Genomic DNA, 26,397 nt, shown 5'->3' with positions numbered 1-26,397 from the left:
AAGGGAGGAACGGATCATGAATGTAATCGAAATTAATAACCTGACCAAAACCTATGGCAAGTCCAGAGGGATTACAGACATTAGCTTTAATGTCGAAGAGGGTGAGATCTTTGGCTTCATTGGCCCCAATGGTGCCGGGAAATCGACGACCATCAGAACCTTATTGTCATTAATTTATCCAACCAGCGGAAGTGCGAAGATCTTTGGCAAGGATTGTATTGCATTCGCTCCCGAAATCAAAAAGCAGATCGGTTATTTGCCTTCTGAAGTATTCTATTACGACAATATGAAGGTAATCGACCTGTTGAAATATTCAGCCAGCTTCTATAAAAAGGACTGTACGAAACGAATCAAGGAACTCGCGGAAATCATGGATCTGGATCTTACGAAGAAAATTGATGATTTATCCTTGGGAAACAAAAAGAAGGTCGGAATTGTCCAAGGGCTGCTCCATGAGCCGAAGCTCATTATCTTGGATGAACCCACTAGCGGGTTAGATCCGCTGATGCAGCAGAAATTTTTTGAATTGCTGGAGATCGAGCATCAAAAGGGCGTTACGGTGTTATTTTCCTCCCATATCTTAAGTGAGGTTCAGCGGTTATGTAGTCGGGTGGCAATTATTAAAGAAGGTAAGATCGTTACGGTTGAGAAAATTAGTACCCTGCAAGAAAACAACTATAAGAAATTCAAGATTCACACGAAAGCCAACCTGGATAAGAGTTACTTTGATGTAGCAGGCGTGAGTAAATTAGAGGTGGAGGGTAACAACGTCAGCTTCCTATTTAAAGGCAACCTCAATATCGTGTTGAAAAAGATTGCTGAAACTGAAATCGCCAACGTATGGATCGAAGAGCCGGATCTTGAGGAGATCTTTATGCACTACTATGTAAAGGAGGCCTAGAACGTTATGAATATCTTTTGGCATGAGTTAAAGGCCTACCGTAAATCCACGATCACATGGTCAATATCACTAATCGCGATGATGGTATTATTTATGTCTATTTTCCCTACGTTTGCTAAGGATGCGGCGGATTTCACTAAACTACTGGAAGGCTACCCGGAATCTCTAAGAACAGCATTAGGCATGAACTTGGATAATTTATTTACACTGCTCGGGTTCTATTCCTATAGTTTAACGTTTATCGTGCTGATCGGAGCCATTCAGGCGATGAATATAGGAGTTTCGATTGTCTCTAAGGAGATTCGGGAAAAAACGGCAGATTTCCTCTTAACCAAACCTGTCACACGTACAACCATTGTTACTGCTAAGCTCTCAGCCGCATTTGTATCCTTGATCCTAACTAATATGGTGTACGGTGCTGCTGCGCTAATGATGGCCTCCCAAGTTAAGTTGGAAGATTATAGTCTGCAAACATTCGTATTGCTTAGCCTGTCGCTGTTGTTCGTTCAGCTTATCTTTCTAGCTTTAGGAATAGTGATCTCTGTCGTCGTTAGAAAGATTAAATCCGTCTTGACGGTTTCGCTGGCCACGGTCTTTACGTTCTACTTTATCGGGATGATTGGCGGAACAGCAGATCAGGAGAGCCTGCGCTACTTTTCTCCCTTTAAATATGTGGATACAGCCTATATCCTGCAGAATTCGAGCTATGAGACAACTTATTTGATTGTAGCGGCGGCCCTTATTGTGATCGCGATTGCAGTTAGTTATATAATCTATTCTAAAAAGGATATTCATGCGGTTTAGCTCATGCTGTGGGGGAAGAGGAGGGGTTAAGGAATGAATATATTTTGGAGAGAAATGAGAGCTAATCGTAAATCACTACTATTTTGGAGTATCGGTGTGTTCCTGATGGTTGTATCTGGAATGAGTAAATATGCCGGGTTATCGTCATCTGGTCAATCCATGAGTGGTATGATGTCAGAGATGCCGAAGTCCTTGCAAGCTATACTGGGTATTGGCAACCTGGACCTGGACAAAGCCAGCGGTTATTATGGAATTCTCTACCTCTATCTGTTATTAATGGCTACTATTCATGCGGCTATGTTGGGAGCGAATATCATCTCCAAGGAAGAGCGGGATAAGACCTCGGAGTTTTTATTCGTAAAGCCAGTCTCCCGAAATAACATCATCACTGCCAAGTTGCTGGCTGCATTCGTGAATATCGTCATTTTCAATGTGGTTACACTGGTTTCGTCCATAATCATAGTAGGGCAATATAGCAAGGGTGAAGCGGTTGTTAGAGATATCGCGATGACGATGCTGGGCATGTTTATTGTGCAGATCTTGTTTATGGGGATTGGGACGGCCCTTGCAGCGGTCAAAAAGAAACCCAACTCAGCGGCCTCCTTAGCTACAGGAATATTGCTGCTTACGTTCGTGTTGTCGATGGCCATCGATTTGAATGATAAGCTAGCCAACTTGAAATATATTACGCCCTTCAAATATTTTGAAGCGAAAAATGTGATGTACGGTGGGGGGTTGGATGTTGGCTTTGTCTTGTTGTCCGCCGCGATGATAGTGGTGCTGTTCTGGGTGACCTATACTTTTTTCCGCAAAAGAGATTTGAATGTGTAAATGTTAGACATAACGTTATAGAAACGATGGTGTGCATGAAGATTGAATTTGAGAATCATATGATAAGCTTTAATGTTCAGTACGGGAATGCCAAGAAGATTTCCATTCAATTGGATACAGTAGGGCATATCACGGTTAAAGCTCCCAAAGAAGCAAGTGAAGAGATGATTATGAGCGTGGTAGGAAAGCACGGAAAATGGATACTGGAGCAATCCCAGATCCTTGAGGCCGCCCGCGCAACCCCAGAAGCCAAAGAATATCAGGATGAGGGAAAGTTTCTGTATCTGGGCAAAGAGTATCTGCTGCAGGAGTTAATCCAGACGGGGGAGTTATCGGAAGAGGAACTGAAGAAAGAGCTCAAGAAATTCTATTTTGCCAAGTGTAAGAAGATTGTAGGCGAACGCATCAAAGATTATCAAGCAGAACTAAGAGTCAAACCCAAATCCATTGAGGTCGTCGAATCTAGGACTAAATGGGGAAGCTGCAGCTCAGATAAGAAGCTCACTTTCAATTACCGTTTGGCGATGGCCCCTGTTGAAGTGATTGATTATGTGATCATCCATGAACTCTGTCATCTGCTGCATATGAATCATGATCGCTCGTTCTGGAGACGGTTGGGAAGTATTATGCCGGATTATAAAGAGAAGCAAGACTTTCTAGCCAGACATGGGGAAGCGATGACACTTTAGCAATGAAGGCTGTGGTTACTGTTAATGGGCCATTTTGAAGATATCTCCACCCGGAGTCATATTCATGCTTATACTATTGACCGCCAAAGTAAGTGAGATAAAGAGAATTAGTGCTACTACAACTACACCTGTATACAGCATTAGTTTTTCTTTTTTTACTAGCTTGAAATTATTCTTCAGCACAAAGCTAATAAATGAAATAATAGTACCCATAGGGATCAAATAGGAGACATATCTGGGGCTTTCTTTAAAATGAGAGATACCTCCGCTAATCATGCCAATACCTAAGGCTAAGGTTAAGGATAAAGTAATCAATTTAACGCTTTCTGAAGCTGTCATTTTATGATGATTAATAACTATTTCATTAAATACGGATCCAGCAAGAAACAAGCCTAATCCAATAATAAGGATTATTGAGTATCTTACGGCATTAAAAGGCATAAGAACGATTCCGCTAGAAGTCATTCCTATACCTAGAAAGTAAATAACATAAACCAGGTACTTGTAAATCACGTTTTTCATAGGTTCCACATACTCCTCGTGTTTTATTATTCAAACCTATCTTATAAGAGAGATGTGTGGAATTAATGTAGTTATTTAGTTATACAGATAAAATGGGGGTAGTAAGAGTCAATGGTTCTACTGGGGGCTTTAGTTAACGGAATTGCGATTATCTTGGGGACTTTACTCGGCCGGCTGCTGCGCCGGATACCTGAAAGCATGAAGAACACGGTCATGAATGGAATTGGCTTGGCTATTATCGTGCTCGGCATACAAATGGGCTTCAAAAGCGGGAATTTCCTGATTGTTATTCTGAGTCTGGTCATTGGGGCCGTAGTGGGGGAGTGGATTGATCTCGAAGATAAGTTCAACCGCGCGGGCCAGTGGCTGGAGCGGCGAGTGGGCTCCAATGAGCCGGGGAGTATCGCTCAGGGATTTGTTACGGCCAGTCTGGTATTTGTAGTTGGCGCAATGGGGTTTCTTGGTGCTTTGGACAGTGGGATTAAGGGGAATCATGATATCCTGTACACCAAGGCGATCATGGATGGTTTCATATCCATTCTCTTGACCTCCACGCTTGGGATGGGGGTATTGTTCTCAGCCATACCCGTCTTTGTCTATGAAGGGGCTATCGCGCTCATGGCGACACAGATCACCCGGTTCGTGCCCGATGTATTAATGAATGATTGCATCACCGAAATGACCGCGGTCGGCGGTATTATGATCATGGCTATAGGGTTGAACTTGCTGGGGATCACCAAAGTGAAGGTGGCCAATCTTCTTCCAGGTATACTCGTTGCAATACTACTGGTTGTGCTGAGCTACGGGTATAACCTGTATTTCGGGTAACCCTAGACCTATTATATTACCGCCCAAAAAGGCATTCTCTAAGTATTCCCCTTAGAAAATGCCTTTTGCTGTTTTTCAGCTTATCAGTTGCCTGTTGTTAGGAAGTTTTGCCTACAATACTCGCTCCGCTCTTCGTGATCGTGTACGTAACAATCTCGCCGCTCCAGAAGTGGAATTTGAGAATCACTTCGCCGTCCTTCACCTCATTAAAGAAGGCTGGCAGCAGCTTAATCTCATTAGTGTCATAGGAAGGATTGAAGGTATTGCCGAATTCCTTGAAGGAAGTCCAGTCCTGTGGGCCGGCATTGCCTCCAGCGGCATACACAGCCTCCATAGTAGCAAGCTGATCACCGTTAAAGGCTGTTGGAATGGTAAAGGCATCTGTCGTACCTTCGCTATTGCTTAGTGTGGGTGTGTTAAATAGGATAACTTTGAAATTCCAGTCTACACCTTTGTTGAACTTCGCCGTCAGAACGGCGTTGATGCCTAACGTACCTGTTGCCGTCAGCTTGGTTAGTGCGCTGGCTTTAAGCGTTAAGACTTCACCGTTCAGCTCATAGTCCGAGCCCTTTTTCAGTGCTTTACCACTTACACTGAGGGACGTCAGTTTGTTTCCGTTTAAGCTCAGATTGATCTTGGTATCCTGGATAGGGGTACCTTTAGCCAGATAGATCAGATCGCTTTCCGCATTGGAGGAACGAGTCTTCAGGCCTGCTTTCATTACGTTATACAGCTCAGGATCTGACCATTTGAAGCTCAGTCGGTTGAAATGCTGGCCGTTATCCCACAGCATGGAGGTAATGTTCTTTTCTTTGAGATAGTGGGTCAGAAATTCGAAGAACTTCAGCTTCTCACCCTGTTCGATGACGCCTGTACTCTTATCGAAGCCTAGCAGTCCGTATTCGCCTACAATGACAGGAATACCCTTGGCGACAAATGTATTGTAGACATTATCAAAGGTTTGGGTGATATCGTTTTGGGTATCTTTTTCAAACTTGGTATAGCCCGCAATGTTGACACTAAACGGCCAGAAGCCATAGTAATGGACGGTGGCGATCAGGTTGGGATCGTTCAGCTCTGTGATGGTGTTATAAAGACTGTTCATTCTGTCTTGCGTAGGTGAGGTCTGAAGTGTCGGCAGGACGAGCGGACGCACCGCATTATTCCCTCCGGACTTTCTCACAATCTGATAAAAGGACGTATTAAGCTCCTTCAGCAACTGCTCCATTGTCGCTTCATCTACAGTTCCCCCTTCAGAGAAACGGGGTTCATTGATGCTCTCAAACATCAGCTTGTTGGACTGCTGTTTGAAGTGGTTGGCAATCTGGATCCAGGCCGCATTATAACGCGCCAGCACTTCATCATGCTGCTTCTCCATAGAGCTTACCCATAGCCAAGAGTCATGATGGAGGTTAATCATCACATAAAGATTGGCATCCAGCGCCCAACCAACAACCTCTTCTACACGTTTCAGGTACGCCGGATCTATCGTATACTCAGGTGCAGCACTCATATGCAGATCCCAAGTGATTGGAATCCGGATGCTTTTGTAACCTTGCTTGGCAATCTGTTTAATGAGCTCTTTGGTAACACGCGGATTTCCCCACGAGGTTTCGTCAGCACCTGTGGCATCGAACGTATTGCCGAGGTTCCAGCCGGGCTGCATATCATCAACATAGGACTGGATTTTGCTCTTAGAAGCTACTTTCGGTTGTTGCTCAGGGGTTGAGGCAGCGGCAGCAATACTGGATGGGAACAATGAGAATAGAAGGGCAGCGACTAGGGCCAGTGAAAATAAGGATTTGAGCGTTCGCTTGGTCATTGTAATCTCCTTTTCGAGTATATTTGAAAGCGTTTACTTTTTATAAGATATCACAGAGCTTCTTCAGAGAATACCTTAATAATTAGCGGAAAAATCAGGTAATAATTAGTGGTTATATCTAAAAAAATCTAATATAAACAAAAAAACAAGCATAAAACATCCTTCACCTACTAAAACTGTGAGGAATGCTTTATGCTTACTTTTTGATACTCAAATCGTTATTTATCTTCTTCTGCTGTAGAAGAATCCGCCGCCACCAAATAATAGTATAACTATTATGATGATAAGTAATAGGTTCATAGTAAGTCGCTCCTTTTTAATTCATGTGTGATTAGCATCTGGTAATAACTCTTAAACACAGTAGGTAGATATTGAAACAAATAATGATAAACTAGAAGCACGAGGTGAGGAAATGTCAATGAAAGATGAGCAAAACGTAGTTGAAGATCTAAATGTGGCTCCGGGAAAAAAACTGAGTGAAGTACACATTAGACGGGTTACCAAAATGGTGAAGGAATACAAGGGTGATATTGAAGCGCATTTGGATGAAGAGCAAGCGAAGGGGACGAGCTGGTCGGGGCGACTTGCGGATAATATAGCTTCGTTTGGTGGCAGCTGGCCGTTTATTATTATTTTTATTTCCTTCTTATTGTTATGGATGGTTTGGAATATCATTGGTTTTACCGTTCATTTTGATAAATCGCCGTTTATTCTGTTGAATCTGATTCTTTCTTGTTTGGCCGCCTTACAAGCTCCGGTCATTCTAATGAGTCAGAATCGCCAGGCTGCGAGAGATAAGCAAGAATCGATTATGGATTTTGCAATTAATTTCAAGGCAGAGCAAGAGAATTTAGCCATTCAGAAATTATTGCACAAAATTGATCATCGCCTTGCCGAAATTGAAAATAAACTTGATGCTCAAGCAGGAACTAATAGCTCCAGCAACTCACCGAGTTGAATGGACTATATTTTTCGAAGAAACGGTTGCCGTCTATGTTAAGGAGGCGAAGCCGTTTCTTCTTGTTTAGAGGAGTTATAAGCGTGCGAAGCGTTGCTCTGTTTTGTTAAGATACTGCACTCGTTGTTCTAAACTGCGTCTCGACATCCCCGTATAATTGTACCAGCGAAGCTTATGGATACCCATCTTGCGAAAGGTGCCACGGAATAACATCTTGGTAATGGGGTTGCCGAAGACCCAGCGATAGATGAAGTCTGGCGTACTCATTACCGTCAACAGGGAAACCCCCTTGTTATTCGGAAGCATGTGGACGAAGGGACGTCCTGGTTTAGGCTCGTCGTAAATCGTACCTTTTACAAATACCTTATCGAGGAAGCCTTTGGTAAGCGCGGGCATGGATTCCCACCAGATCGGAAATATGAAGACAATATGATCGGCAGCTATAAGACGCTCTTGGTAAGAAACTACGAGCGGGTCTTTGGTCTTCTGTTGCCGCCATGCGGCAAGCTCTTCGGCTGAGGTAACCGGATTAAATCCGTCGGCATGCAGATCAATGAGATCAGATGTGTGACCCTTAGTGCTGAGTCCACGCATAACAGCGGCCAATAGGGCGGCCGAATAACTTCTATGGTGTGGAGTATTCTCAGAGGAGGAAGCCCCGTACGGATGGTCGAAGACAATTAAGAATTTCATATAAAAAGCTCCTCTTCAATTTATTGTTTCTTGGATACTAAATAGTTTCTACGGATATAATAATCCTGACGTCTCCATTTTGTCAATATTGTTTCCGGGAAACTTTATTTATCTTTTGTTTCTTGTTAAACTGGATAGGCATATGTGTATGAATAAGTTGAGCTTATAAGGAGACCGTTCTATGATTCATTCTTCAGATGACAAAGATAGTTTAATAAAAAAAGTGATGGATACTATACCTATGCTACAGAAACGGTTTCAAATGGAGGATGACGAAGAGAAGCAGTGGTTGCGACAGAACTGCAGTAATCCTGCTATTCTTAATTTTCTTGAGGATTCTACAGTCATGATGCTTCATGTCATAGATGCTATTGGGCAGCTGGAGCCGGTAAATGGAACGACCATTTCGAAGAAATTTGGAATTCCTAAGGGCAGTGTGTCCAAAGTTACCCGGAAATTGTTACTTAAACAAATTATAAGCATAGAGTTTCTGCCAGATAATAAAAAAGAAGTGTATTTTCGTACAACTCTCTTGGGTAAAGAAATTTTTCATTTGCATGAAGCGCTACATAGGCGTATGAATGTGGGGATAAATCAATTTTTGCAGAAATACAATGTGGAGGAATTATTGTTTGTGATCGGAGGACTTGAGGATACCCTGCAAGCATCCTGGATTAATCCAGAGTCCACAGCTGCGCAAGCTGAAGCAGAACGTTTAAGCCATTCCGTAGAGGAAGATTCTGAAACCATTGAAACTGTGGGAATGAATGAAATCGTAGAGATGCTTCAACAGTTGGATCAACGTGATTTAAAGAAAGCGAAGACGATTCTCAAGGATGTTTTTTTCACCTCCTTTGATGTGTAAGAGTAAAGTCCGAGCCGAAATATAGGCCTGGACTTTGTTCTTTTTTACTCGGATTTAGCCCTATGTTCATATAGTGCTATCGATTCCTAGCATTGTGCTAACTATTTTAGACTATTATCAAATACAATATAAACATACCAAATTCGACATAGAGGAAGTAAGCAATAATGGCGATCAAGAAGCAGCGGTTTATGCCGTTCACCTATAAAATGATGATTCCCTATTTACTTCTTGTACTGCTGACGGACGTGCTTATTGGATACATTTCTTATTCCATGCTGACCGAGTCACGGACTGAAATGGCCGAAACGAATATCCGCACTGGAATGGAGCAGGCCAGGAACAATATCCGCTATCAGATGGATGAAATCCAGCGGATGTCGGATACGTTGTTCGGCAGCCTGCCGTTTCAGCGTGCGCTCCAGAAGAAGGGAGATCGACTCGATATCTATCTAACCATGCTGGATGAGATCGTTCCCCAACTGAAATCGCCCTTACAGCTCTTTGGAAACAATATCCGCTTCATGCTCTATACGCTGAATAGTGACTTGAACATCGTGTCGGGTGATAACCTGGAGGAACCCATTAAGGACAGTGATTATTACATTCTGCCCTTTGAAGATATCGCTGACACCGAATGGTACCAGGCCCTAAAGGATTCGGAACGGGACAATATCTGGATTCAGATTGATACGGATCAGTTGCTGGGCAACATCTCGCATATTCGCCGGCTGGTCTCTTTCAGCGACTATAAAACGGTGATCGGCTATGTCCGGATAACGGCGTCCTTGGGAGACTTGCTCGGCGGGTTCTCCGCCTTTCCGGTTGAAGATGGGGTGACACTTCGGTTGGTAGATCAGAAGACAGGGAATCCCATATACCAGAGCGGCACGGCTGAACAGGGAGACACTCAAGATTCTTATTTAAGTCTCCATGAGAAGATCCCCGGGTCGGATTTTGTAATTGAAACCTTGGTGCCTCACACTTATTTGACAAGGGATGCTGGCAAGCTGCAAAAGGTCATTCTCGGAGTGTGCGCAATCAGCTTTATCGTCATGACATTTATCGGTTTCATCGTTGCACGCCTGTCTGGACGGAAAATGTCGCGGATTGTAGGTCTCGTCCGATCCTTCCAGGAGGGCAACTTTCAGAAACGGATACGTTTCTCTGGCAACGATGAATTCGTGCAAATTGCCGCTGCATTTAATGTCATGGCGATCAATATCCAGGAGCTGATCAACAGCGTATATGTGCAGGGTATTCAGAAGAAACAGGCGGAGCTGGAGGCGTTGCAAGCGCAGATTAACCCCCACTTCCTGTATAATACACTTTCGACGATCAACAGCTTGGCAAACCTTGGTGAGATAGAAAAAGTAACGGGCATGGTACAGGGTCTTTCCCGTTTCTACCGGCTGACGCTAAATCAAGGGAACGTGTATATCCTGCTGGAAAAAGAACTGGAGCAGGTAGAGACCTATCTTGAAATTCAGCGGGTAAAATACGCCGATGCATTTACCATCTATGTCGATGTTGATCCGGATATTCTGGACATGCAGATTATTAAGCTGGTTCTACAGCCCTTTGTGGAGAATGTCTTTAAGCATGCTTGGTTTGGAGAGACGATTGCGATCCGCTTGACCGGCAAACGGATAGGCGACCGCATCGAGCTGAAGGTAATCGATAATGGGATTGGCATGCGTCCAGAGACCGTTAGAAAATTGATGACAGGGCCTACTCAGGCTGGCGGCTATGGTGTGAAGAATGTAGATGAGCGGATAAAGCTAAGGTACGGCGATGCGTATGGTGTGAATATCGCAAGTATTTATGGAGCGGGTACGACGGTACAGCTGCTTTTTCCGGCGGATGTTCGGGATCGTAACGATGCTGACGAGAGCGCCACATAATGAAATACATCAAGAGAAGGGGGTCTTAGGGTGAGCATTAATGTATTGCTGGTAGACGATGAAGCCGTAGACTTGGAGTGGCTGCGCCGCCGGGTGCTTGCAAGCGAATTGGACATCCAGGTAGCGGGTACGGCGAATAGCGGCTTCCTTGCCCTCAAGGTCATGGAGGAAGAACGGATCGATATTATTCTGTCGGATATCCGCATGCCGATTATGACGGGAATCGAATTTGCCCGCAAGGCGAAGGCTGTGAACCCGAACGTGAAGATTGTGTTTATCAGTGGTCATGAGGACTTTAGCTATGCTAAAGAAGCGATCCAGATCAATGCCTCCGGTTATTTACTCAAGCCTGTCGAAGATAAGGATCTATATGAGATGTTACGTTCGCTCTGCGAGAAAATGGAGCAGGAACGGGAAAAGGACCGCTCCTTCACGGAGGCGTTGTCGCTGGTGAATGAAGAGCTGCTGCTTCGTTGGTTCGATGACGAGGCACCGGGCCCGGCAGAGTCACATCTTCGAAGTGTGCTCGATCCGCTCCTGCTGGGCGGTTCTGCTGTTGCTATCGTGGAAATCGATGATCTGGAATGGAAGCTGCGGGATCTCTCTGAGGAGGAATCGCGGATTAAGACCCGGCAAATTGCTTTAATTATTAAGTCCTTTGCTACAGAGGCGAAGCTTGGGACGCTGATCGCGGCCTACCCGACCCGGTTTGTCATCCTTTCAGCCATACCGAAGGAGCCCTTCCTGAATCAGCTGGAGGAACTCATCCAGAAGGTTGCGAAGGCCTCAGCTTATACTGTTACTGTCGGAGTAGGGCGGTACGCTTATGATGATGCGGCATTACATGAGTCTTATCGATTAGCAGAGGCGGCGCTTAGCGCCAAATGGCTGCTTGGCAAGAACCGGCTGATTCGCGACACGATGGAGTCGTCTCCACGGGATACTCGGGGGGGCCGTATCGACACAACAGTGGGACACTTGCTGGAAGCGATCATCGAATATGATCTGGTAGCCATTGACGATCATTTGCTAGAGCTGTTTAACGGGGATATGCCTGTGGCCCGGAAGAAAGATGTGTATGAGTTAATCGTTCGTATCACCTCCAATCTGCATGCGGCGCTCCAGCAGCAGAACGAGAACCTGTACGAGATCTTGCAGTGGGAGTTGCACCAGCCGGATATTTTATTCCAATTCGAGACGATTCATGACATCCTTTCTTGGCTAAGACGGAGATTCTTCGAGCTGTCAGAACTGCTGTATGTGAAGCGGCAGCGGCAAAAGCGCAAGCTGATTGATGAGATCATGCGGTACGTAGAAGAGAACCTGGAGAAGAAGATTACGCTCAAAGAGGTCGCGGCACATTTCGATTTCACACCGAATTATTTGGGCTTTCTGTTTAAAGAAGAAACCAAGGTGCCGTTTAGCGATTACGTGAATGAGCGCAAGACGAACTCCGTATGCGAGCTGCTTACAGATCCGACCCTGAAGATTTATGAGATTGCCGAGCGGATGGGCTATAAGAACATGATTTACTTCAACCGGCAGTTTAAGCAGACAACAGGCATGACACCCGGGGAGTTTCGGAAGAAGAACAAAATATAGAAACAGCAAAGCTGGCTTTCGGTCGTATGCAGACCGCAGGTCTTTTTTTTGTAAATAAACCTCAAAAAAATTTGCGATCGGTGAATTAGTATTGCTTTTAGTTGCTTGGCTGAATCCACAGGAACTGCACACCCCTTTATAATGAAGCATGTAGAGACAAAGAAAGGGGAGTAGAGATGAACCGACACGGCTTCTGGAGTGATGTAAAAAAATATAAAACGCTGCTACTCATGCTAACACCTGCTGTTATATTCTTTCTGGTGTTTGCGTACTTACCTATGGCAGGTATCATACTGGCTTTTAAGCAATACAGCTACACCGGTGGTGTCTTTGGGAGTCCCTGGAACGGACTTGATAATTTCCGGTTTTTCTTTAATTCAGGTGATGCTTGGCGTGTAACGCGAAATACAGCATTATACAATATCGCATTTATCGTTGTTAATAATGTGCTGCAGATTTTCGCCGCCATTCTATTGTTTGAGGCAGTGGGTAAATGGTTCCGCAAGCTAGCTCAGACTGCAATATTTCTTCCGTATTTCATCTCTTGGGTTGTGGTTGGGGCGATTGCGTATAACCTTTTCAACTATGATGTTGGTACATTAAATGTGCTGCTCAAAGGGCTAGGCATGACTCCCATTGATGTGTACAACACACCTTCGTATTGGCCTTTCATTCTGGTTGTAGTATCCGCTTGGAAAGCGCTAGGTTATGGTTCGATCATGTATCTGGCAGCTATAACCGGTATTGATACCGAAATGTACGAAGCCGCCGAGATCGATGGGGCGAACATCTTCCAACGTATCATGAAAATTACCGTGCCGAATCTGATGCCTACCGTTATCATTCTGGTTCTGCTAGCAATTGGAAACATCTTCCGGGGAGACTTCGGAATGTTCTATAACATGGTCGGCAATAACGGCCTGCTATTCTCATCGACAGACGTCATTGATACCTTCGTATTCCGGTCACTTACGACTTCAAATGAAATTGGGATGTCTGCTGCGGCAGGTTTCTACCAGTCGCTGCTCGGGTTCGGAACGATTATATTTGCTAACTATGCAGTGCGTAAATACGACAAAGATCGAGCTTTATTCTAGGAAAGGGAGGTCATACTATGAGTTCAACGGTTGCGAATTTAGAAGTTAAGCCAGCGGGTGCCAAACGCAAACATGCGGACCGTGTCCTGCTCTCTGTTATCGGATATGTAACACTTACGCTGCTTGCCCTATTCTGTCTTTTCCCATTTGTGCTGATTCTTTCCTCCTCTCTAACTGAGGAAAGCTCGATTATCCAATATGGGTTTCAGATCTTCCCGAAAGCATTTTCCACCGAAGCCTACAGTCTGCTGTTCAAGTATCCTGCTGATATGCTAAAAGCCTACAGCGTGACAATATTCGTCACCGTTGTCGGCACATCGTGTGGATTGTTTCTGACAGCTATGACGGGTTATGTCTTATCCCGTAGAGATTTTAAATGGCGCAATCATTTCTCCTTCTTCTTCTTCTTCACCACCTTGTTCAGTGGAGGACTAGTGCCGTGGTATTTGATGATTGTGAATAATCTGCACCTAAAGGATACGATTCTGGTGCTGATTCTGCCGCTACTGATGAATGTGTTCTACATCATCGTCATGAAGTCGTTTATGAGCAGCATTCCAGATGCCATTAACGAATCGGCGAAGATCGATGGAGCCAGTGACTTCCTGATTTTCCGCAAGCTTATCGTTCCGCTGTCCAAGCCTGCACTGGCTACCATCGGACTATTTATAGCTCTGGCCTACTGGAATGATTGGTATAACGCGTTGCTCTTTATTTCTAATTCCGATCTCATGCCGTTACAATACTATTTATACAAAATGCTAGGTAATATGGATGGCATGCGTAAGGCAATGATGGAGACCGGCGTCGTGGTGAATATGGATCTGCCTACCGAAAGCTTGAAGATGGCGATGACGCTCGTGGCTACTGGACCTGTCTTGGTCGCTTATCCGTTTATTCAAAAATATTTTGTATCAGGACTTACGCTTGGCTCAGTAAAAGGATGATCTCAGGGAAACCTGGTTATCAATAGAAACTAAAAAAATACTTGATTAGGGGGAACACTCGTCATGATCAACAAGAAAAAGAAGTTAACGTTTTCGCTGGCATTCGTTCTTATGTTATCAACACTGCTTAGTGCTTGCGGTGGGGGGAACAATAATGCGAATAATACGGCTGCCGAGACCAACACAAAGACAGAAAATGTGGCAGCTACGGAAGTTCCCGGAGCTGTAGACACATCTAAAGAAGTTAAATTAAAAATGCTGATGATCGGTGGTCAGCCTGCTGACTACGACAAAGTATTCGCTGAACTGAATACGAAACTGAAAGCAAAGATCAATGCGACCGTTGAAGTGGAGTTCCTTGACTGGTCCGACTATTCACAGAAATACCCACTGAAGTTTGCCGCAAATGAAGATTTCGATATCGCCTACACCGCTAACTGGGCATTCTATAATGACCAGGCTTTGAAAGGTGGATTCATGGAATTGACCGATGATATGCTGTCGAAATACATGCCGCTGACTTGGGAAGCTATGCCAAAGGTTTCTTGGGAACAAGCAAAAGTGGATGGCAAGTTGTTCATGGTTCCTAATAACAATGTTGAAGTTACCGACAAAGTAATTCTGTACCGCGAAGATCTTCGCAAGAAATACAATCTTCCTGAGATTACCAACCTGGAATCCTACGGTAATTATTTGAAAACGGTTGCTAAGAGTGAAAAAGGAATTACCGCTTATGGTGCCAAAGCAGCAGACGGCTGGAAATGGCATGAGCTTGACCAAGCAACTCTGGAACAGAACAATAACTGGAATCTGGTTGACGCTAACCTGCTTCCACTAGCTTATGATCTGGATGATACAACAGGTAAAATATTCAACATCTACGATACTCCTGAATTCAAACAATTGCTCACCTACTACAAGGATCTCGCAGACAACGGTGTATGGTCCAAGAATGTAGTCAGCAACAAAAACGATGTATGGCAGGATATTAAAGCAGGCAAAGTGTCTTCTTATGCACAGAACTTGGGTACAGTTGCCGCTAACTTAGCCGAAATGCGTCGGGATAAACCAGAAATTGAGCTGGCTATTGCCGATATCACACCGGACAAGAAAAAAATCGCAGCCATTTCTACACAGAATGGTATGGCGATCCATGCAACATCCAAGAATGCTGAACGTTCTTTAATGCTGATTGACCTTCTGCAGAATGACAAGGAAATTCATGATTTGACGATGTATGGTATCTCTGGCACCAACTACGTTCCACAAGGTGACGACAAGTATACTGCAGGTCCGAATGCCGCTGGCTACACGGGCTTCTCGAACTGGGGCTGGAACTCACCACTTAATCGTCAGGATGCTTCTTATCCGGTAGAAGCTGACGATATGTTCAACAGCTGGCAGTCCAGCATCTATCACTTCCCTCTGGAAACTTTCGTCTTCAATGATACTAATGTGAAGAATGAAGTAGCCAATATCGGCAACGTAATGCTTAGATATGCAATTCCGTTGGAATACGGATTGATTCCAGATGTTGATAAGGGTCAAGCTGACCTGATCAAACAGTTGAAAGCTGCGGGTATTGAAAAGGTTCAGACCGAACTGCAAACTCAGGTAGATGCCTTCCTGACCACCCATAAATAAAAGATTAACCACAAACGAGCTGTTCCAAAGCATGACTTTGGGGCAGCTTTCTTGCATTCAATTTGATCGAAAAGGAGCATCAGACATGGAATATTCCATTCATGCAGGCGGTTCATCTAAAGACATTTATCCCTCGTCATTAAGACTGGGCGGAAGTAATCCACAAGGAGATCACTTTAGCTTCACTAATTATTACATGGAGCTAAACGGGCAACCTTACTTCGCGATGTGCGGCGAATTTCATTATTCCCGTTATCCAGAAGCGGATTGGGAGACGGAAATCAGGAAAATGAAAATGTCGGGAATTAATATTATGGCTACCTATATCTTCTGGAACCATCATGAGGAGATCGAGGCAGAGTTCGACTGGCAAGGAAATCGTAACTTGCGCAAGTTCGTTGAGCTATGCGCTCGTAATGGACTTTATGTCATTCTGCGCGTGGGCCCCTTTTGTCATGGGGAGGTTCGTAACGGTGGGCTTCCGGATTGGTTGTTCGGCCGTTCATTTGATGTCCGCTCCAATGACGCGGGTTATCTGCATTATGTGCGTCGCCTGTATGAAGAGATCGGCAAGCAAGCCGCAGGCCAGATGTTCAAGGATGGGGGACCTGTCATCGGCATCCAGCTGGAGAACGAGTTTAATGCGGCTGCCGCTCTATGGGAGCTGACTGCGAAGCAAGGCGATGAATACCTGAGTGGAGGCAGCGGAGGGTCCGAGCATATGCGTCTACTCAAGCAATACGCTGAAGAGGCCGGTATGATCGCCCCTTTCTATACGAGTACAGGTTGGGGCGATGCGCCATTTCTAGAGGATGAGGTATTGCCGTTGTATGGCGGCTACGCCTATACCCCTTGGAGTGTTACGGAGCAAAGTCCTCAGCAGCAGCCGACTCAGGAGTACCTTTTTGTCAGTTATCATGATGATGTGGCTTGTACTGGAGATTTCGCTCCACCGTATCCTAGAACCAAATACCCCTTTGCCTGCTGTGAAATGGGTGGTGGAATGCAGACCTGGTATCTGTCCCGGTTTCAGGTGGAGCCGGAAAGTGTAGCCGCAATGAGCCTAATGAAAATCGGCGGTGGCTGCAACTTTATTGGCTATTATATGTTCCATGGGGGGACGAATCCAGTAGGTGCAACAGGCTACCTGAATGAAAGCACGACACCACGTATCACCTATGATTTCCAGGCGCCTATTGGAGAGTTCGGTCAGATTCGTGAATCGAATGGCTTCCTGCGTCCATTGCATTATTTTCTGCGGCAGTTCGGTGCACGTCTGGCTCCCCTGGCGACTGTGCTGCCTGAGGGAGCGGAGAGCATCACTCCTGAGAATATAGAAACACTGCGTTATGCAGTACGTACGGATGGGAAATCCGGTTTTGTGTTCATCAATAACTATCAGGATCACGTGGAAATGGGTGCACATGATGATGTCTGCTTCGTAATTCAGCTTACAGATGAGACTATCAAATTCCCGCAGAAGCAATCCATGAGCATCCCTAAGAATGCCTCAATCCTGTTTCCCTTTAATTTTGCGCTGGGTGACTTGAACCTCCGTTATGCTACGGCACAACCCGTTACAGTCATGGAATCGACGAGTCAGATTACTTATTTCTTTCGGATGCCGGAAGGGATTGACGGAGAATTCCTGTTGGATGCGCAGGGTATAGCCGATATCGAGACGGATACAGGGGTAGTGGACAGGGAAGAGAACGGTGGATACTGTGTGAGTATACCGCATGACCACTCCGCGCTGATCCGGATTAAGCAAAGGGCAGGCATAGAGGTTCGCCTCTACGTGATGACCTTCAGTGAAGCCTCCACCCTATGGGAATTGGAGACCGGCGGCGCAACACGGATTCTTTTCTCGGAAACCCCACTCGTCGGAACAAGTACTGGTGTTGAACTATTCAGTGCCGGATTTAACGATTTCTCATTCCGAGAATATACGGGTGGAGTAGAGTCTGTGTCCGCATGGACTGCGGCATCCACTACCTGTTCTGTGGAGCAGAGTCAAGGCGGCATGTTCAGCAGCTATCATGTTCATGTTCCGAAGCAGGAACTTGAATTGAAGCTTGACCGTATTCATGATCACAAAATCGTACTCGATTTTGATAGGGACGTTTTGGAAGATATCGAAGAAGTTATTCTCAAGATCGATTACACAGGTAATGTAGGATATGCTTTCGCGAGTGGACAATTATTTCATGACCATTTCTATAACGGACAGCCTTGGGAGATCGGTCTGTCACGGTTCCGAGAGGTGCTGCAGCAGGGTGAAATTGTACTGGAAACAACTCCGCTGCGCAAAGGTATCATGAGTGTGGTGGCTGATGCGGGTATGGCGATGGAGCAGCGTTTTGAGGGAGAACAGACAGCTATGTTCCACAGTATAACGGCTGAAACGGTTTATCGGGTAGCGCTAACGAGTGTAATCTCAGAATAATTAGTAGCTTGAACAATAGCCGCCTGTTGTGTTCATTTACACAAAGGTCGGCTATTTTGCTGTGTCCGGTGAATAATAAGTACCCAGAAGCCGCTGAATGCTGTATCGTATTCGGAGGATGTAGAAAAGCCAAAAGGAGATAAATAATGACTACAATTACGACCAAACGCTTCGATCAAGAAATGAAAGCACAATTGAGTGTATTGAAATCCGGGTATCATGCCAGGGAGTTAAGTGAAAAGGATCAATCGGAGCTGCCTGAAGAAATATATGCAATTGAAGCTGAAGATACAATGGTTGGGTATGCCGTGATTTGGGAATACGCTAGCGGGAAGTCGTTAATTCAAAAAGCGGAACAAGATTATTTCACTCAAGGTGAGAAACATCTAGAGAAAGACTTCTATATTGATATTAAGAACAAAACAAATATTATATTTATCGAAGCTTTGGATGTTCTAAAAGAATATGAACGCCAGGGTTATGCCGCTTACTTTATAGATTGGCTCAAAGCCCAACATCCCAAACAGAAAATGTATGTATATACTATAGGAAGATCCAAGAATTTTTGGTATAAACAGGAGTTTGAGGTAGTAGGAAATACATTGTGGATGTCATATAATTAGTTTACTGGTATATCTACATTAATTTAGGTATCATACCATAGTCTATGTTTATTAAGGTAGGTGTCTATGTTAAGTGGAATCAGCTATTTTCTCCTCTTGGGAGATGCAGTCGTCGTAACGAATGAGGATCATATGGTATTGGATATTAACCAAAAGTTTGAACAGGAAACGGGTTACCTTCGGGATGATATCATTGGTTTACCTACAAGAATATTGAAATCAGGGTATACTCCACTGAAGACGTATGAGTGTATGAGGAAATTGCTGGCAGAAGGTCAATCATGGTCAGGTGTTTTTATTAATCTTACCAAGGATCAGTCGCTCTGGCATTCTTATTGTACGATAAGCCCCATAGAGATAGAGAATACTAAATATTATGTCGGCGTATTTCGTAACTTGGAACATATCTCTGAGGGGATATACGTATCTGAATCAAGGAAATTAAGAATTCAAACGGAAATATTTAGAGTCTTGGCCATATCCTGCGAGATTCGTGATCCTTCTATTGAAGAGCATTTTGTTCGAGTACAGCAGTTCACCTCTCGTCTGATCAGAGTCCACAATAACAAATGGAATCTGCAGTTGACAGAAGAATATATGCAGCATGTTACCAATGCAAGCATTATGCACGACATAGGTAAATCGGGGATACCCGAAGGTATATTGTACAAGCCGGGGAAGCTGACCTACTATGAACGAATCATTATTGAGACTCATCCGCTGATTGGTGTCGATATCTTAAACAAGATTTCTCATGAATTAGATGACGAGCTGTTCCAACAGGAATTGCAGATATCTAAAACCATTGTCGAGTTTCATCATGAGAACTGGGACGGTACGGGTTATCCTCATCGATTAAAAGCAAATGAAATTCCACTTGAAGCCCAAGTAGTCTCCCTAGTAGATGTGTATGACGCTTTAATCAGTAGAAGAGCCTATAAAGAAGCTTGGACACATGAGGATGCGTTAGCTTATTTACAGACTCAAAAGGGTACTAAGTTTAATGAGGAATTAGTTGAGTCATTTATCGAAGAATTCTCAGTGGAAGCTGATGTCGATATTGGTATAGTATAGACTCGTCAAACCTTCATAACCTGAGTCAGTGCCTATAATAACGTAAAGCTTACCGCTCGCATTGCTGCGCACTGTGAATTCCTGCTCAAAATGTTTTAGCTCATAGCCCGCTGCTTCTGGTGTGGGCTTTTCGACGTTCCCCAGCAACAGCAGATCTTTGCCGCCTACAGATTGGATACCCTTGTCGAGGTTCAAGGCCAGGTGTGGCGTTCCTGTAGAACTGACGTCATCCGCGATTACTTTAGGCGCTGTATTCACAATTCCTGCTTTTACATATACGGATTGGGCTGGTGAGCCACCGACACCCATCTGCTCCCCACCTTCGCTGGTAGCCATATCAAAGCTTAAAGAGACTGTATAGTTCGTATTGGGTTTGACGCCTTCGGTTGAACTCAATGTACGAGTGATAAACATAAACAAGTCATCACTGCGGTTCATGCCACTGAGCATAAATCCTCTCGTTGTGGCCCCTGCTGCTAACGGGATAACTCCGACTCCGCTGTTGAGCTGATAATCGGCCTGACCATGGTCCACGGGCAGATCGGCGAAGCCGGAGGTCCAGCCTTCCGTATCTTTAGTAAAGGTATACTGCACTTGAGGAGCGATCGATCCGCTATTCTTAGCGACAATTTTAATTGTTTTGGTGCTAGCTTCCCAAATCGTTTCGGCACCCAGTAGCTGGGTTACAGCCCGAACGGGGACGTATAATCTCTGATTGACCAATCGTACCGGTACAGGCAGTACTGTTGCTTGTTTTCCTTGAAGGATCTGCGTTTCATTTGGCTTAAGGGTCAACACTGTAGTTCCTTTTTTAAGCTCATAGAACCCGTTGGGCTTTAAAGTGATCTGCCAGCCGAGGCTGGAAGCCAGATCCTTTAGTGGAACAGTAGCATAGCCCTTAACTATCAGGGCTGTGGAATTTTTGTGCGCAAGGGTAAAAGCTGTTATAGGTTGGCTACTCAATGTATCAGCCGCTAGTGCAGCCGGATTAGGAAATACTGCAGCCGCAAGCAGCATCGTACCGAGGACGGCAGTGATCATAGGTTTATGGGTCATAAGAGGTCATCAACCTTTCAATAATGGGATTCAGTCCTCAAACGAGTGGAGAGAGGCAAAGGTTGCATATAGGCTTAAAGAGTACTCTTTTTCCAATTTCGACCCAATCTGTGCTACGATATCCGTGAAACTTGCTGAGAATAGGAGTGATCTTCTGACAACGAATTCGAACTGGAAAAAGAACATTATACTCTTCCTGACCAGTCAGACCCTCTCGCTGTTTGGTTCTTCATTGGTTCAGTACGCGATTCTCTGGTATATCACACTGAATACACAATCCGGTGTAATGATGACGATATCGATTATTTGTGGCTTTGTGCCAACGTTTTTCCTGTCTCCGTTTGCGGGAGTGTGGGCCGACCGTTATAACCGCAAAATGCTCATTATTCTGTCCGACTCGATCATAGCAGTCTCAACACTTATTCTGGCTGTGCTGTTTCTTATGGGCTATGACAGTCTATGGCTGCTCTTTGTCGTTTCTGCTGTGCGGGCACTTGGAACTGGAGTTCAAACACCGGCTGTCGGTGCTTTTCTGCCGCAGCTAGTGCCGGAGGATAAGCTCACCAAGGTCAATGGTGCGAATGGCAGCATTCAGGCGTTGGTAATGCTCCTATCACCCATGCTCAGCGGTGCCTTGCTGAGCATAACCTCTATTGAGACGATATTTTTCATAGATGTGATTACCGCGGCGTTGGCGGTGTTGACGCTGTTCTTGTTCCTGCATGTGCCGGTTCATGCCAAGGCTGCGCAGAAGCAGACCTTAAGCTATGTTAATGATCTGCGTCTGGGCTTCACTTATATTAGAAATCACGCGTATATCAGAAGCTTCTTCATCTTCTGCGCCTTCTTTTTTGTCCTGGTTGGGCCTGTTGCTTTTCTGACACCACTGCAGGTTACCCGTACGTTTGGCGGCGATATATGGAGGCTTACCGCCATAGAGATCAGCTTCTCTATCGGGATGATGACCGGGGGCCTGGTGATGGCGACCTGGTCTGGATTCCGGAACAAAGTGCATACCATGACGATGTCCTGTCTTGTCATTGGTGCATGCACAGTAGCCTTGGGTCTCATTCCCGTCTTTTGGATCTATTTGATCGTCATGGGGCTGGTTGGTCTGGTGATGCCGTTCTTTAATACCCCATCCACTGTGCTGCTCCAGGAGAAAGTAGAACCGGATTTCCTGGGCAGAGTGTTTGGCGTATTAGGGATGATTTCAAGCTCCATGATGCCACTCGGCATGCTAATGTTCGGGCCGATGGCTGACGTGATGAAGATCGAATGGTTGCTTATAGGAACTGGCCTACTGATGTTTATTCAAGGGTTTTTCCTATTGGGTAATAAAGTATTGGTTGAGGCCGGAAAGCCTGTGGCTAAGTTGGAAAGTTAGCTGAAAGAAGGGGAAACTTAAGTTGGACACCATAACCGGAATTCCGAATAGTGAAGCATGGATGAGGATCGAGCCGGTGCTTAAGGGCTGGTCGAGTGATAAGAAATTCTATATTGAGACTGGGGTTGGTCAGAAACTGCTGTTGCGGCTGTCGAGTCGGGAGGACTTGGAGCGCAAGCAGATTGAATACGAACTCATTAAACGGGTGAATCAGCTCGATTTTCCTATGTCACGGGTGATTGATTGTGGAGTATGTAATGATGAACAGAACACCTATATGCTGCTCTCTTGGGTGGAAGGGCGTCCCTTGGAAGAGTGTGTGTTGTTGTTTTCTGAAGCAGTACAATACCAGTTGGGTGTTCAAGCCGGAAGGGTGCTGAAGAAGATACATTCCATTCCGAATGACAACATCTTGTCTAACTGGGAAGCGAATATGCAGGCCAAAATACTCACCCGGGTCATGAACTACGAAAGCTGCCCTTATCGAGTAGAGGGTGATGAGACGGCCATTACCTACGTTAGAGAAAATATTGGCCTGCTCAGCCATATCGAAAAGGTTTATCAGCACGGAGATTTCCATATTGGCAATTTAATCTATACGATTCAGGGCCAAATCGGGGTCATTGATTTCAACCGCAGCGACAGCGGCGACTATGTGGAGGAATTCTATAAGCTGCAGGCCTTCGATAGAGAGCGGAGTGTTCCTTTTGCCAGAGGGAGAATCCATGGCTATTTCGACGGGGAACCGCCTAAGGAATTCTGGGCAAGATTGGCACTTTATGTGGCCTATTCCTCGCTATTCTCTATTGTATGGGCGATTCCGTACGGAGCAGCTGACATCGAAGGCATGAGGGAGCGTTGTGAAGTGGCGCTTGCGGACTACGGTGGGTTTAAGAGGGTTGTTCCGGGCTGGTATGTGTGAGGGATTGGAAGAAGGACGGTATGCTATAATCGAAGTTAATAATTCAATGAGCATACTATACGTATACATGGAGTGGATGCTAGATGATCACGGAAGCAGACGGGCGGGGCGATAGCCGCAATAAACAGCTCATGGCGATTCTTCACCCAGATGGGCTGTTTGAGCTGGATTGGCAGGCAAGTGAGCAATTGCTGGATAGCAATGACCTTGTTGCACTAACAGATATATTTAAGCAGTATGAGCAGCATGCTGATTCATTTTGGTTCGGATTGGGACTTATAGGAGATTCTGAGGCGACGTCGGACTCGCTTCGTTATCTCATGCATATAGCAGCTACTTTTGTGAGGAAGCTGGCCCGGAATCCGGACATAGAAGTGTTGCGGGGAGAAGCCAAGGCAGAGCTTGAAGATGAGGAAATACAGATGCTGTTGGACAATGCACCTTATTTGGCAGGCTCGCAGTATTTGGACCACGACTGGATAGAGCTGGCCTGGAACAGGTTGCATGAAGCTTTTGAACTTACAGTGCTGCAGTACGAGGGCAATATTGTCGAGTTATTTAGGGCTGGTGGTTATCCTGTTCATTTGGTGGGACGGGTCTATTTTCATCTGGTAGAGAACAAAAAAGAGGGAGAGGAGTACCCCTTCTCGTTCATGTCAACCTATGCGGCTGAGCTATCTGCGGAAGGGAAATCGCGTCATTTGCCACTTAAGAACGCACTGCTGGAGTACGGTGAGAATAGCATGAAGCTGTTGGATTTGCTCTCTACCGTTAACCAAGCATCGGAGAAAAGTGGATTCATCGCTGAGTTGGTAGAGTCGGGAGATATTTTCTATCCCATTGGATTGACTGCGGGCGAGGCGTACACGTTCCTTAAAGAAATAGAGCTGTATGAGGAAGCGGGTGTGATCTGCCGTATCCCGAAGTGGTGGAGCAATAAAGCGAATGCCCTTAAATTAACGGTCAACGTAGGCGATAAGCAGCCTTCCCATATGAATGCGGATGCATTATTAGGGTTTGATGCCGAGCTATGGCTGGGCGGTGAGGCCATTTCTGCTGAGGAGCTTAGGCAACTGCTGGCAGAAGAGGAAGGCCTGGCTTTCCTTAAAGGCAAATGGGTCGAGGTTAACCATAAACGGCTGCAGCAAGCGCTTCAAGCGTATGAACAAGCCCATGCGTTAATGGATGAATCAGGACTCAGCTTGGTGGATGCGATGCGGCTGCAACTTAACGCGCGGACCATGCTCGATATTTCGGAGGAGAATGTTCAGCTGGAGGTCACGAATGGGCAATGGCTTGCAGCGGTGCTGCACTCCCTGACCCACCCGGAGGAGGTCGAACCGCTTGCTTCAGCAGGTGAGGATTTCCATGCCAGCTTGAGGGTCTATCAGGAGCGGGGGCTAGATTGGCTGCATCAGATGAAGTCGCTGGGTCTCGGCGCATGTCTGGCTGATGATATGGGTCTCGGCAAAACCATACAGGTCATCGCGCTGTTGAATGTGATGCGCACCCGGAAGCGGGAGAAGGCATTGCTGGTTGTGCCAGCTTCCCTGATCGGAAACTGGATGAGCGAGCTGGGCAAATTCGCTCCATCATTGAAATATGTGGTCTATCACCCTTCGGAGAATAAAGAAATCACCGAGGATGACGGAAGTCTGGAAGCGAATGAGTTATTTATTACGACCTACGGCATGTTAGCCAAATATGAGTGGATCACGAACCGGGTCTGGGATACGTTGATTCTGGATGAGGCGCAGGCGATCAAGAATCCGGGTACCAAGCAGACGAAGCTGGTGAAGCAGATCAAGGCTTCTTACCGAATCGCCATGACGGGGACGCCTATTGAGAACCGCTTGTCCGATTTATGGTCTCTATTCGATTTTCTGAACAAGGGCCTGCTAGGAACGGCCAAGGAATTCACCCAATTTACGAAGAGCATGCGCGAATCGGTGGATGGTTATACACGCTTGAAGCAGGTAGTAAGTCCATTCATTCTCAGAAGACTGAAGACGGACAAATCGATCATTACCGACCTGCCGGATAAAATCGAAATGAAAACCTATGCGACGCTGACTAAAAAACAAGTCGTATTGTACAATAAGCTCGTAATGGATCTGAAGCTGAAGATTGAGTCGGCCGAGGAAGGTATTCAGCGCAAAGGGCTTGTGCTGGCGGCGCTCATGAAATTCAAACAAATCTGCAATCATCCGGACCAGTATTTGGGCCAGCAGGTATACGCCGAGGAAGAAAGCGGGAAATATGCCAGACTGCGGGAAATTTGCGAGACAATCTATGAGAAGCGGGAACGGGTGATTATTTTTACACAGTTCAAGGAAATTACAGAATCACTGCGGACGTTTCTGGAACAGATCTTTCAGCATAAGGGATTGGTGCTGCATGGAGGGACAGCGGTAAGCAAACGCAAGGAGCTAGTCGCTGAATTTCAGGGGAAGGAATATGTGCCGTTTATGGTACTGTCCATCAAAGCGGGTGGGGTCGGCCTCAATCTGACGTCGGCTAATCATGTGATCCATTTTGATCGCTGGTGGAATCCCGCTGTGGAGAATCAGGCCACGGACCGCGCCTTCCGAATCGGGCAGCAGAAGAATGTGATTGTACACAAGTTCATCACGCAGGGTACGGTTGAGGAGAAGATCGATCAAATGATTGAAGATAAGATGAAGCTTTCCAGTGAAATTGTACCGGATATTCAAGAGAGCTGGATTACGGAAATGAATAACGAGCAGATCATGGATTTGATGAGGCTGACCATATAATCTTC

Annotated in this window: 21 protein-coding genes and 1 pseudogene; 18 read left to right on the top strand and 4 right to left on the bottom strand. The window is 45.5% G+C overall.

Going from position 1 to position 26,397, the window contains the following annotated elements:
* Window positions 1-16: 16 nt before the first annotated feature.
* Genes GJB61_RS25250 through GJB61_RS25235 form a run of 4 tightly spaced genes read left to right on the top strand, consistent with a single transcriptional unit; the run spans window position 17 to window position 3,225 of the window.
* Window positions 17-901 carry an ABC transporter ATP-binding protein gene (locus GJB61_RS25250; protein WP_154121801.1) on the top strand — a complete coding sequence of 295 codons (885 nt, stop codon included), beginning with the start codon at window positions 17-19 and terminating at the stop codon, window positions 899-901.
* 6 nt (window positions 902-907) lie between these two features.
* A complete protein-coding gene (locus GJB61_RS25245) occupies window positions 908-1,705 on the top strand; it encodes an ABC transporter permease subunit (RefSeq protein WP_154121800.1) in 798 nt (265 codons plus the stop codon).
* 33 nt (window positions 1,706-1,738) lie between these two features.
* On the top strand, window positions 1,739-2,536 hold the full coding sequence (locus GJB61_RS25240; RefSeq protein WP_154121799.1) for an ABC transporter permease subunit: 798 nt from the start codon (window positions 1,739-1,741) through the stop codon (window positions 2,534-2,536).
* 35 nt (window positions 2,537-2,571) lie between these two features.
* The gene (locus GJB61_RS25235) at window positions 2,572-3,225 is read left to right on the top strand and encodes a M48 family metallopeptidase (protein ID WP_154121798.1); all 654 of its coding nucleotides are present in this window, start codon (window positions 2,572-2,574) and stop codon (window positions 3,223-3,225) included.
* Window positions 3,226-3,246: 21 nt separating this feature from the next.
* On the opposite strand, the gene GJB61_RS25230 is transcribed toward GJB61_RS25235, so the two are convergent.
* On the bottom strand, window positions 3,247-3,747 hold the full coding sequence (locus GJB61_RS25230; protein ID WP_154121797.1) for a hypothetical protein: 501 nt from the start codon (window positions 3,745-3,747) through the stop codon (window positions 3,247-3,249).
* 111 nt (window positions 3,748-3,858) lie between these two features.
* On the opposite strand from GJB61_RS25230, the gene GJB61_RS25225 reads away from it, so the two are divergent.
* Entirely contained in the window at window positions 3,859-4,575 is a 717-nt protein-coding gene (locus GJB61_RS25225) for a DUF554 domain-containing protein (RefSeq protein WP_154121796.1), read from the top strand.
* Window positions 4,576-4,672: 97 nt separating this feature from the next.
* On the opposite strand, the gene GJB61_RS25220 is transcribed toward GJB61_RS25225, so the two are convergent.
* A complete protein-coding gene (locus GJB61_RS25220) occupies window positions 4,673-6,397 on the bottom strand; it encodes a cellulase family glycosylhydrolase (RefSeq protein WP_154121795.1) in 1,725 nt (574 codons plus the stop codon).
* 418 nt (window positions 6,398-6,815) lie between these two features.
* Here GJB61_RS25220 and GJB61_RS25210 point away from each other — a divergent pair, with 418 nt between their 5' ends.
* A complete protein-coding gene (locus GJB61_RS25210; RefSeq protein WP_154121890.1) occupies window positions 6,816-7,355 on the top strand; it encodes a DUF1003 domain-containing protein in 540 nt (179 codons plus the stop codon).
* A gap of 75 nt (window positions 7,356-7,430) precedes the next feature.
* Here the strand turns inward: GJB61_RS25210 and GJB61_RS25205 are convergent, their stop codons facing one another.
* A complete protein-coding gene (locus GJB61_RS25205) occupies window positions 7,431-8,048 on the bottom strand; it encodes an NAD(P)H-dependent oxidoreductase (protein ID WP_154121794.1) in 618 nt (205 codons plus the stop codon).
* A 181-nt stretch (window positions 8,049-8,229) separates the two neighbouring features.
* On the opposite strand from GJB61_RS25205, the gene GJB61_RS25200 reads away from it, so the two are divergent.
* From GJB61_RS25200 to GJB61_RS25160, 9 genes are all read left to right on the top strand, one after another.
* Window positions 8,230-8,913 (top strand): helix-turn-helix domain-containing protein, encoded by a 684-nt coding sequence (locus tag GJB61_RS25200; protein ID WP_154121793.1) that lies wholly within the window; start codon window positions 8,230-8,232, stop codon window positions 8,911-8,913.
* Between the two features lie 167 nt (window positions 8,914-9,080).
* Window positions 9,081-10,817: a sensor histidine kinase gene (locus GJB61_RS25195; protein WP_154121792.1), complete on the top strand. Its 1,737-nt coding sequence runs from the start codon at window positions 9,081-9,083 to the stop codon at window positions 10,815-10,817.
* Between the two features lie 30 nt (window positions 10,818-10,847).
* Entirely contained in the window at window positions 10,848-12,419 is a 1,572-nt protein-coding gene (locus GJB61_RS25190; RefSeq protein ID WP_338116113.1) for a response regulator, read from the top strand.
* 176 nt (window positions 12,420-12,595) lie between these two features.
* Window positions 12,596-13,516, top strand: a complete 921-nt coding sequence (locus tag GJB61_RS25185) for an ABC transporter permease (protein ID WP_154121791.1) — start codon at window positions 12,596-12,598, stop codon at window positions 13,514-13,516.
* A gap of 17 nt (window positions 13,517-13,533) precedes the next feature.
* Window positions 13,534-14,463 (top strand): carbohydrate ABC transporter permease, encoded by a 930-nt coding sequence (locus GJB61_RS25180; RefSeq protein ID WP_154121790.1) that lies wholly within the window; start codon window positions 13,534-13,536, stop codon window positions 14,461-14,463.
* Window positions 14,464-14,526: 63 nt separating this feature from the next.
* Window positions 14,527-16,107 carry an ABC transporter substrate-binding protein gene (locus tag GJB61_RS25175; protein ID WP_154121789.1) on the top strand — a complete coding sequence of 527 codons (1,581 nt, stop codon included), beginning with the start codon at window positions 14,527-14,529 and terminating at the stop codon, window positions 16,105-16,107.
* Between the two features lie 85 nt (window positions 16,108-16,192).
* On the top strand, window positions 16,193-18,553 hold the full coding sequence (locus tag GJB61_RS25170; RefSeq protein ID WP_154121788.1) for a beta-galactosidase: 2,361 nt from the start codon (window positions 16,193-16,195) through the stop codon (window positions 18,551-18,553).
* A 146-nt stretch (window positions 18,554-18,699) separates the two neighbouring features.
* Entirely contained in the window at window positions 18,700-19,176 is a 477-nt protein-coding gene (locus GJB61_RS25165; protein WP_154121787.1) for a GNAT family protein, read from the top strand.
* A 66-nt stretch (window positions 19,177-19,242) separates the two neighbouring features.
* Complete coding sequence (locus tag GJB61_RS25160; protein ID WP_154121786.1) at window positions 19,243-20,250, top strand: HD domain-containing phosphohydrolase; 1,008 nt, start codon at window positions 19,243-19,245, stop codon at window positions 20,248-20,250.
* On the opposite strand, the gene GJB61_RS25155 is transcribed toward GJB61_RS25160, so the two are convergent.
* On the bottom strand, window positions 20,215-21,291 hold the full coding sequence (locus GJB61_RS25155; protein WP_229522444.1) for a copper amine oxidase N-terminal domain-containing protein: 1,077 nt from the start codon (window positions 21,289-21,291) through the stop codon (window positions 20,215-20,217). The two genes, GJB61_RS25160 and GJB61_RS25155, sit on opposite strands and share 36 nt — an antisense overlap.
* A 139-nt stretch (window positions 21,292-21,430) precedes the next feature.
* On the opposite strand from GJB61_RS25155, the gene GJB61_RS25150 reads away from it, so the two are divergent.
* The 3 genes and pseudogenes from GJB61_RS25150 to GJB61_RS25140 all read left to right on the top strand — a co-directional run.
* The gene (locus tag GJB61_RS25150) at window positions 21,431-22,693 is read left to right on the top strand and encodes an MFS transporter (protein WP_338116112.1); all 1,263 of its coding nucleotides are present in this window, start codon (window positions 21,431-21,433) and stop codon (window positions 22,691-22,693) included.
* A gap of 22 nt (window positions 22,694-22,715) precedes the next feature.
* Window positions 22,716-23,615: an aminoglycoside phosphotransferase family protein gene (locus GJB61_RS25145; RefSeq protein WP_154121784.1), complete on the top strand. Its 900-nt coding sequence runs from the start codon at window positions 22,716-22,718 to the stop codon at window positions 23,613-23,615.
* A gap of 851 nt (window positions 23,616-24,466) precedes the next feature.
* Window positions 24,467-26,392 (top strand): annotated as a pseudogene (locus GJB61_RS25140) (DEAD/DEAH box helicase); the annotation flags it as partial.
* Between the last annotated feature and the right edge of the window lie 5 nt (window positions 26,393-26,397).

The organism is Paenibacillus monticola (assembly GCF_009664975.1).
Lineage (GTDB): Bacteria > Bacillota > Bacilli > Paenibacillales > Paenibacillaceae > Paenibacillus_AQ > Paenibacillus_AQ monticola.
The sequence above is the reverse complement of the archived record's forward strand: the minus strand, read 5'-3'. Positions and strand labels throughout refer to the sequence as shown.

Bases quoted from the DNA above. Each gene is read 5' to 3' on its own strand.
- GJB61_RS25235 (WP_154121798.1), top strand. From the start codon at position 2,572: ATGAAGATTGAATTTGAGAATCATATGATAAGCTTTAATGTTCAGTAC.
- GJB61_RS25165 (WP_154121787.1), top strand. From the start codon at position 18,700: ATGACTACAATTACGACCAAACGCTTCGATCAAGAAATGAAAGCACAA.
- GJB61_RS25240 (WP_154121799.1), top strand. From the start codon at position 1,739: ATGAATATATTTTGGAGAGAAATGAGAGCTAATCGTAAATCACTACTA.
- GJB61_RS25160 (WP_154121786.1), top strand. From the start codon at position 19,243: ATGTTAAGTGGAATCAGCTATTTTCTCCTCTTGGGAGATGCAGTCGTC.
- GJB61_RS25185 (WP_154121791.1), top strand. From the start codon at position 12,596: ATGAACCGACACGGCTTCTGGAGTGATGTAAAAAAATATAAAACGCTG.
- GJB61_RS25205 (WP_154121794.1), bottom strand. From the start codon at position 8,048: ATGAAATTCTTAATTGTCTTCGACCATCCGTACGGGGCTTCCTCCTCT.
- GJB61_RS25250 (WP_154121801.1), top strand. From the start codon at position 17: ATGAATGTAATCGAAATTAATAACCTGACCAAAACCTATGGCAAGTCC.
- GJB61_RS25180 (WP_154121790.1), top strand. From the start codon at position 13,534: ATGAGTTCAACGGTTGCGAATTTAGAAGTTAAGCCAGCGGGTGCCAAA.
- GJB61_RS25200 (WP_154121793.1), top strand. From the start codon at position 8,230: ATGATTCATTCTTCAGATGACAAAGATAGTTTAATAAAAAAAGTGATG.
- GJB61_RS25230 (WP_154121797.1), bottom strand. From the start codon at position 3,747: ATGAAAAACGTGATTTACAAGTACCTGGTTTATGTTATTTACTTTCTA.
- GJB61_RS25210 (WP_154121890.1), top strand. From the start codon at position 6,816: ATGAAAGATGAGCAAAACGTAGTTGAAGATCTAAATGTGGCTCCGGGA.
- GJB61_RS25175 (WP_154121789.1), top strand. From the start codon at position 14,527: ATGATCAACAAGAAAAAGAAGTTAACGTTTTCGCTGGCATTCGTTCTT.
- GJB61_RS25245 (WP_154121800.1), top strand. From the start codon at position 908: ATGAATATCTTTTGGCATGAGTTAAAGGCCTACCGTAAATCCACGATC.
- GJB61_RS25225 (WP_154121796.1), top strand. From the start codon at position 3,859: ATGGTTCTACTGGGGGCTTTAGTTAACGGAATTGCGATTATCTTGGGG.
- GJB61_RS25195 (WP_154121792.1), top strand. From the start codon at position 9,081: ATGGCGATCAAGAAGCAGCGGTTTATGCCGTTCACCTATAAAATGATG.
- GJB61_RS25170 (WP_154121788.1), top strand. From the start codon at position 16,193: ATGGAATATTCCATTCATGCAGGCGGTTCATCTAAAGACATTTATCCC.
- GJB61_RS25220 (WP_154121795.1), bottom strand. From the start codon at position 6,397: ATGACCAAGCGAACGCTCAAATCCTTATTTTCACTGGCCCTAGTCGCT.
- GJB61_RS25155 (WP_229522444.1), bottom strand. From the start codon at position 21,291: ATGATCACTGCCGTCCTCGGTACGATGCTGCTTGCGGCTGCAGTATTT.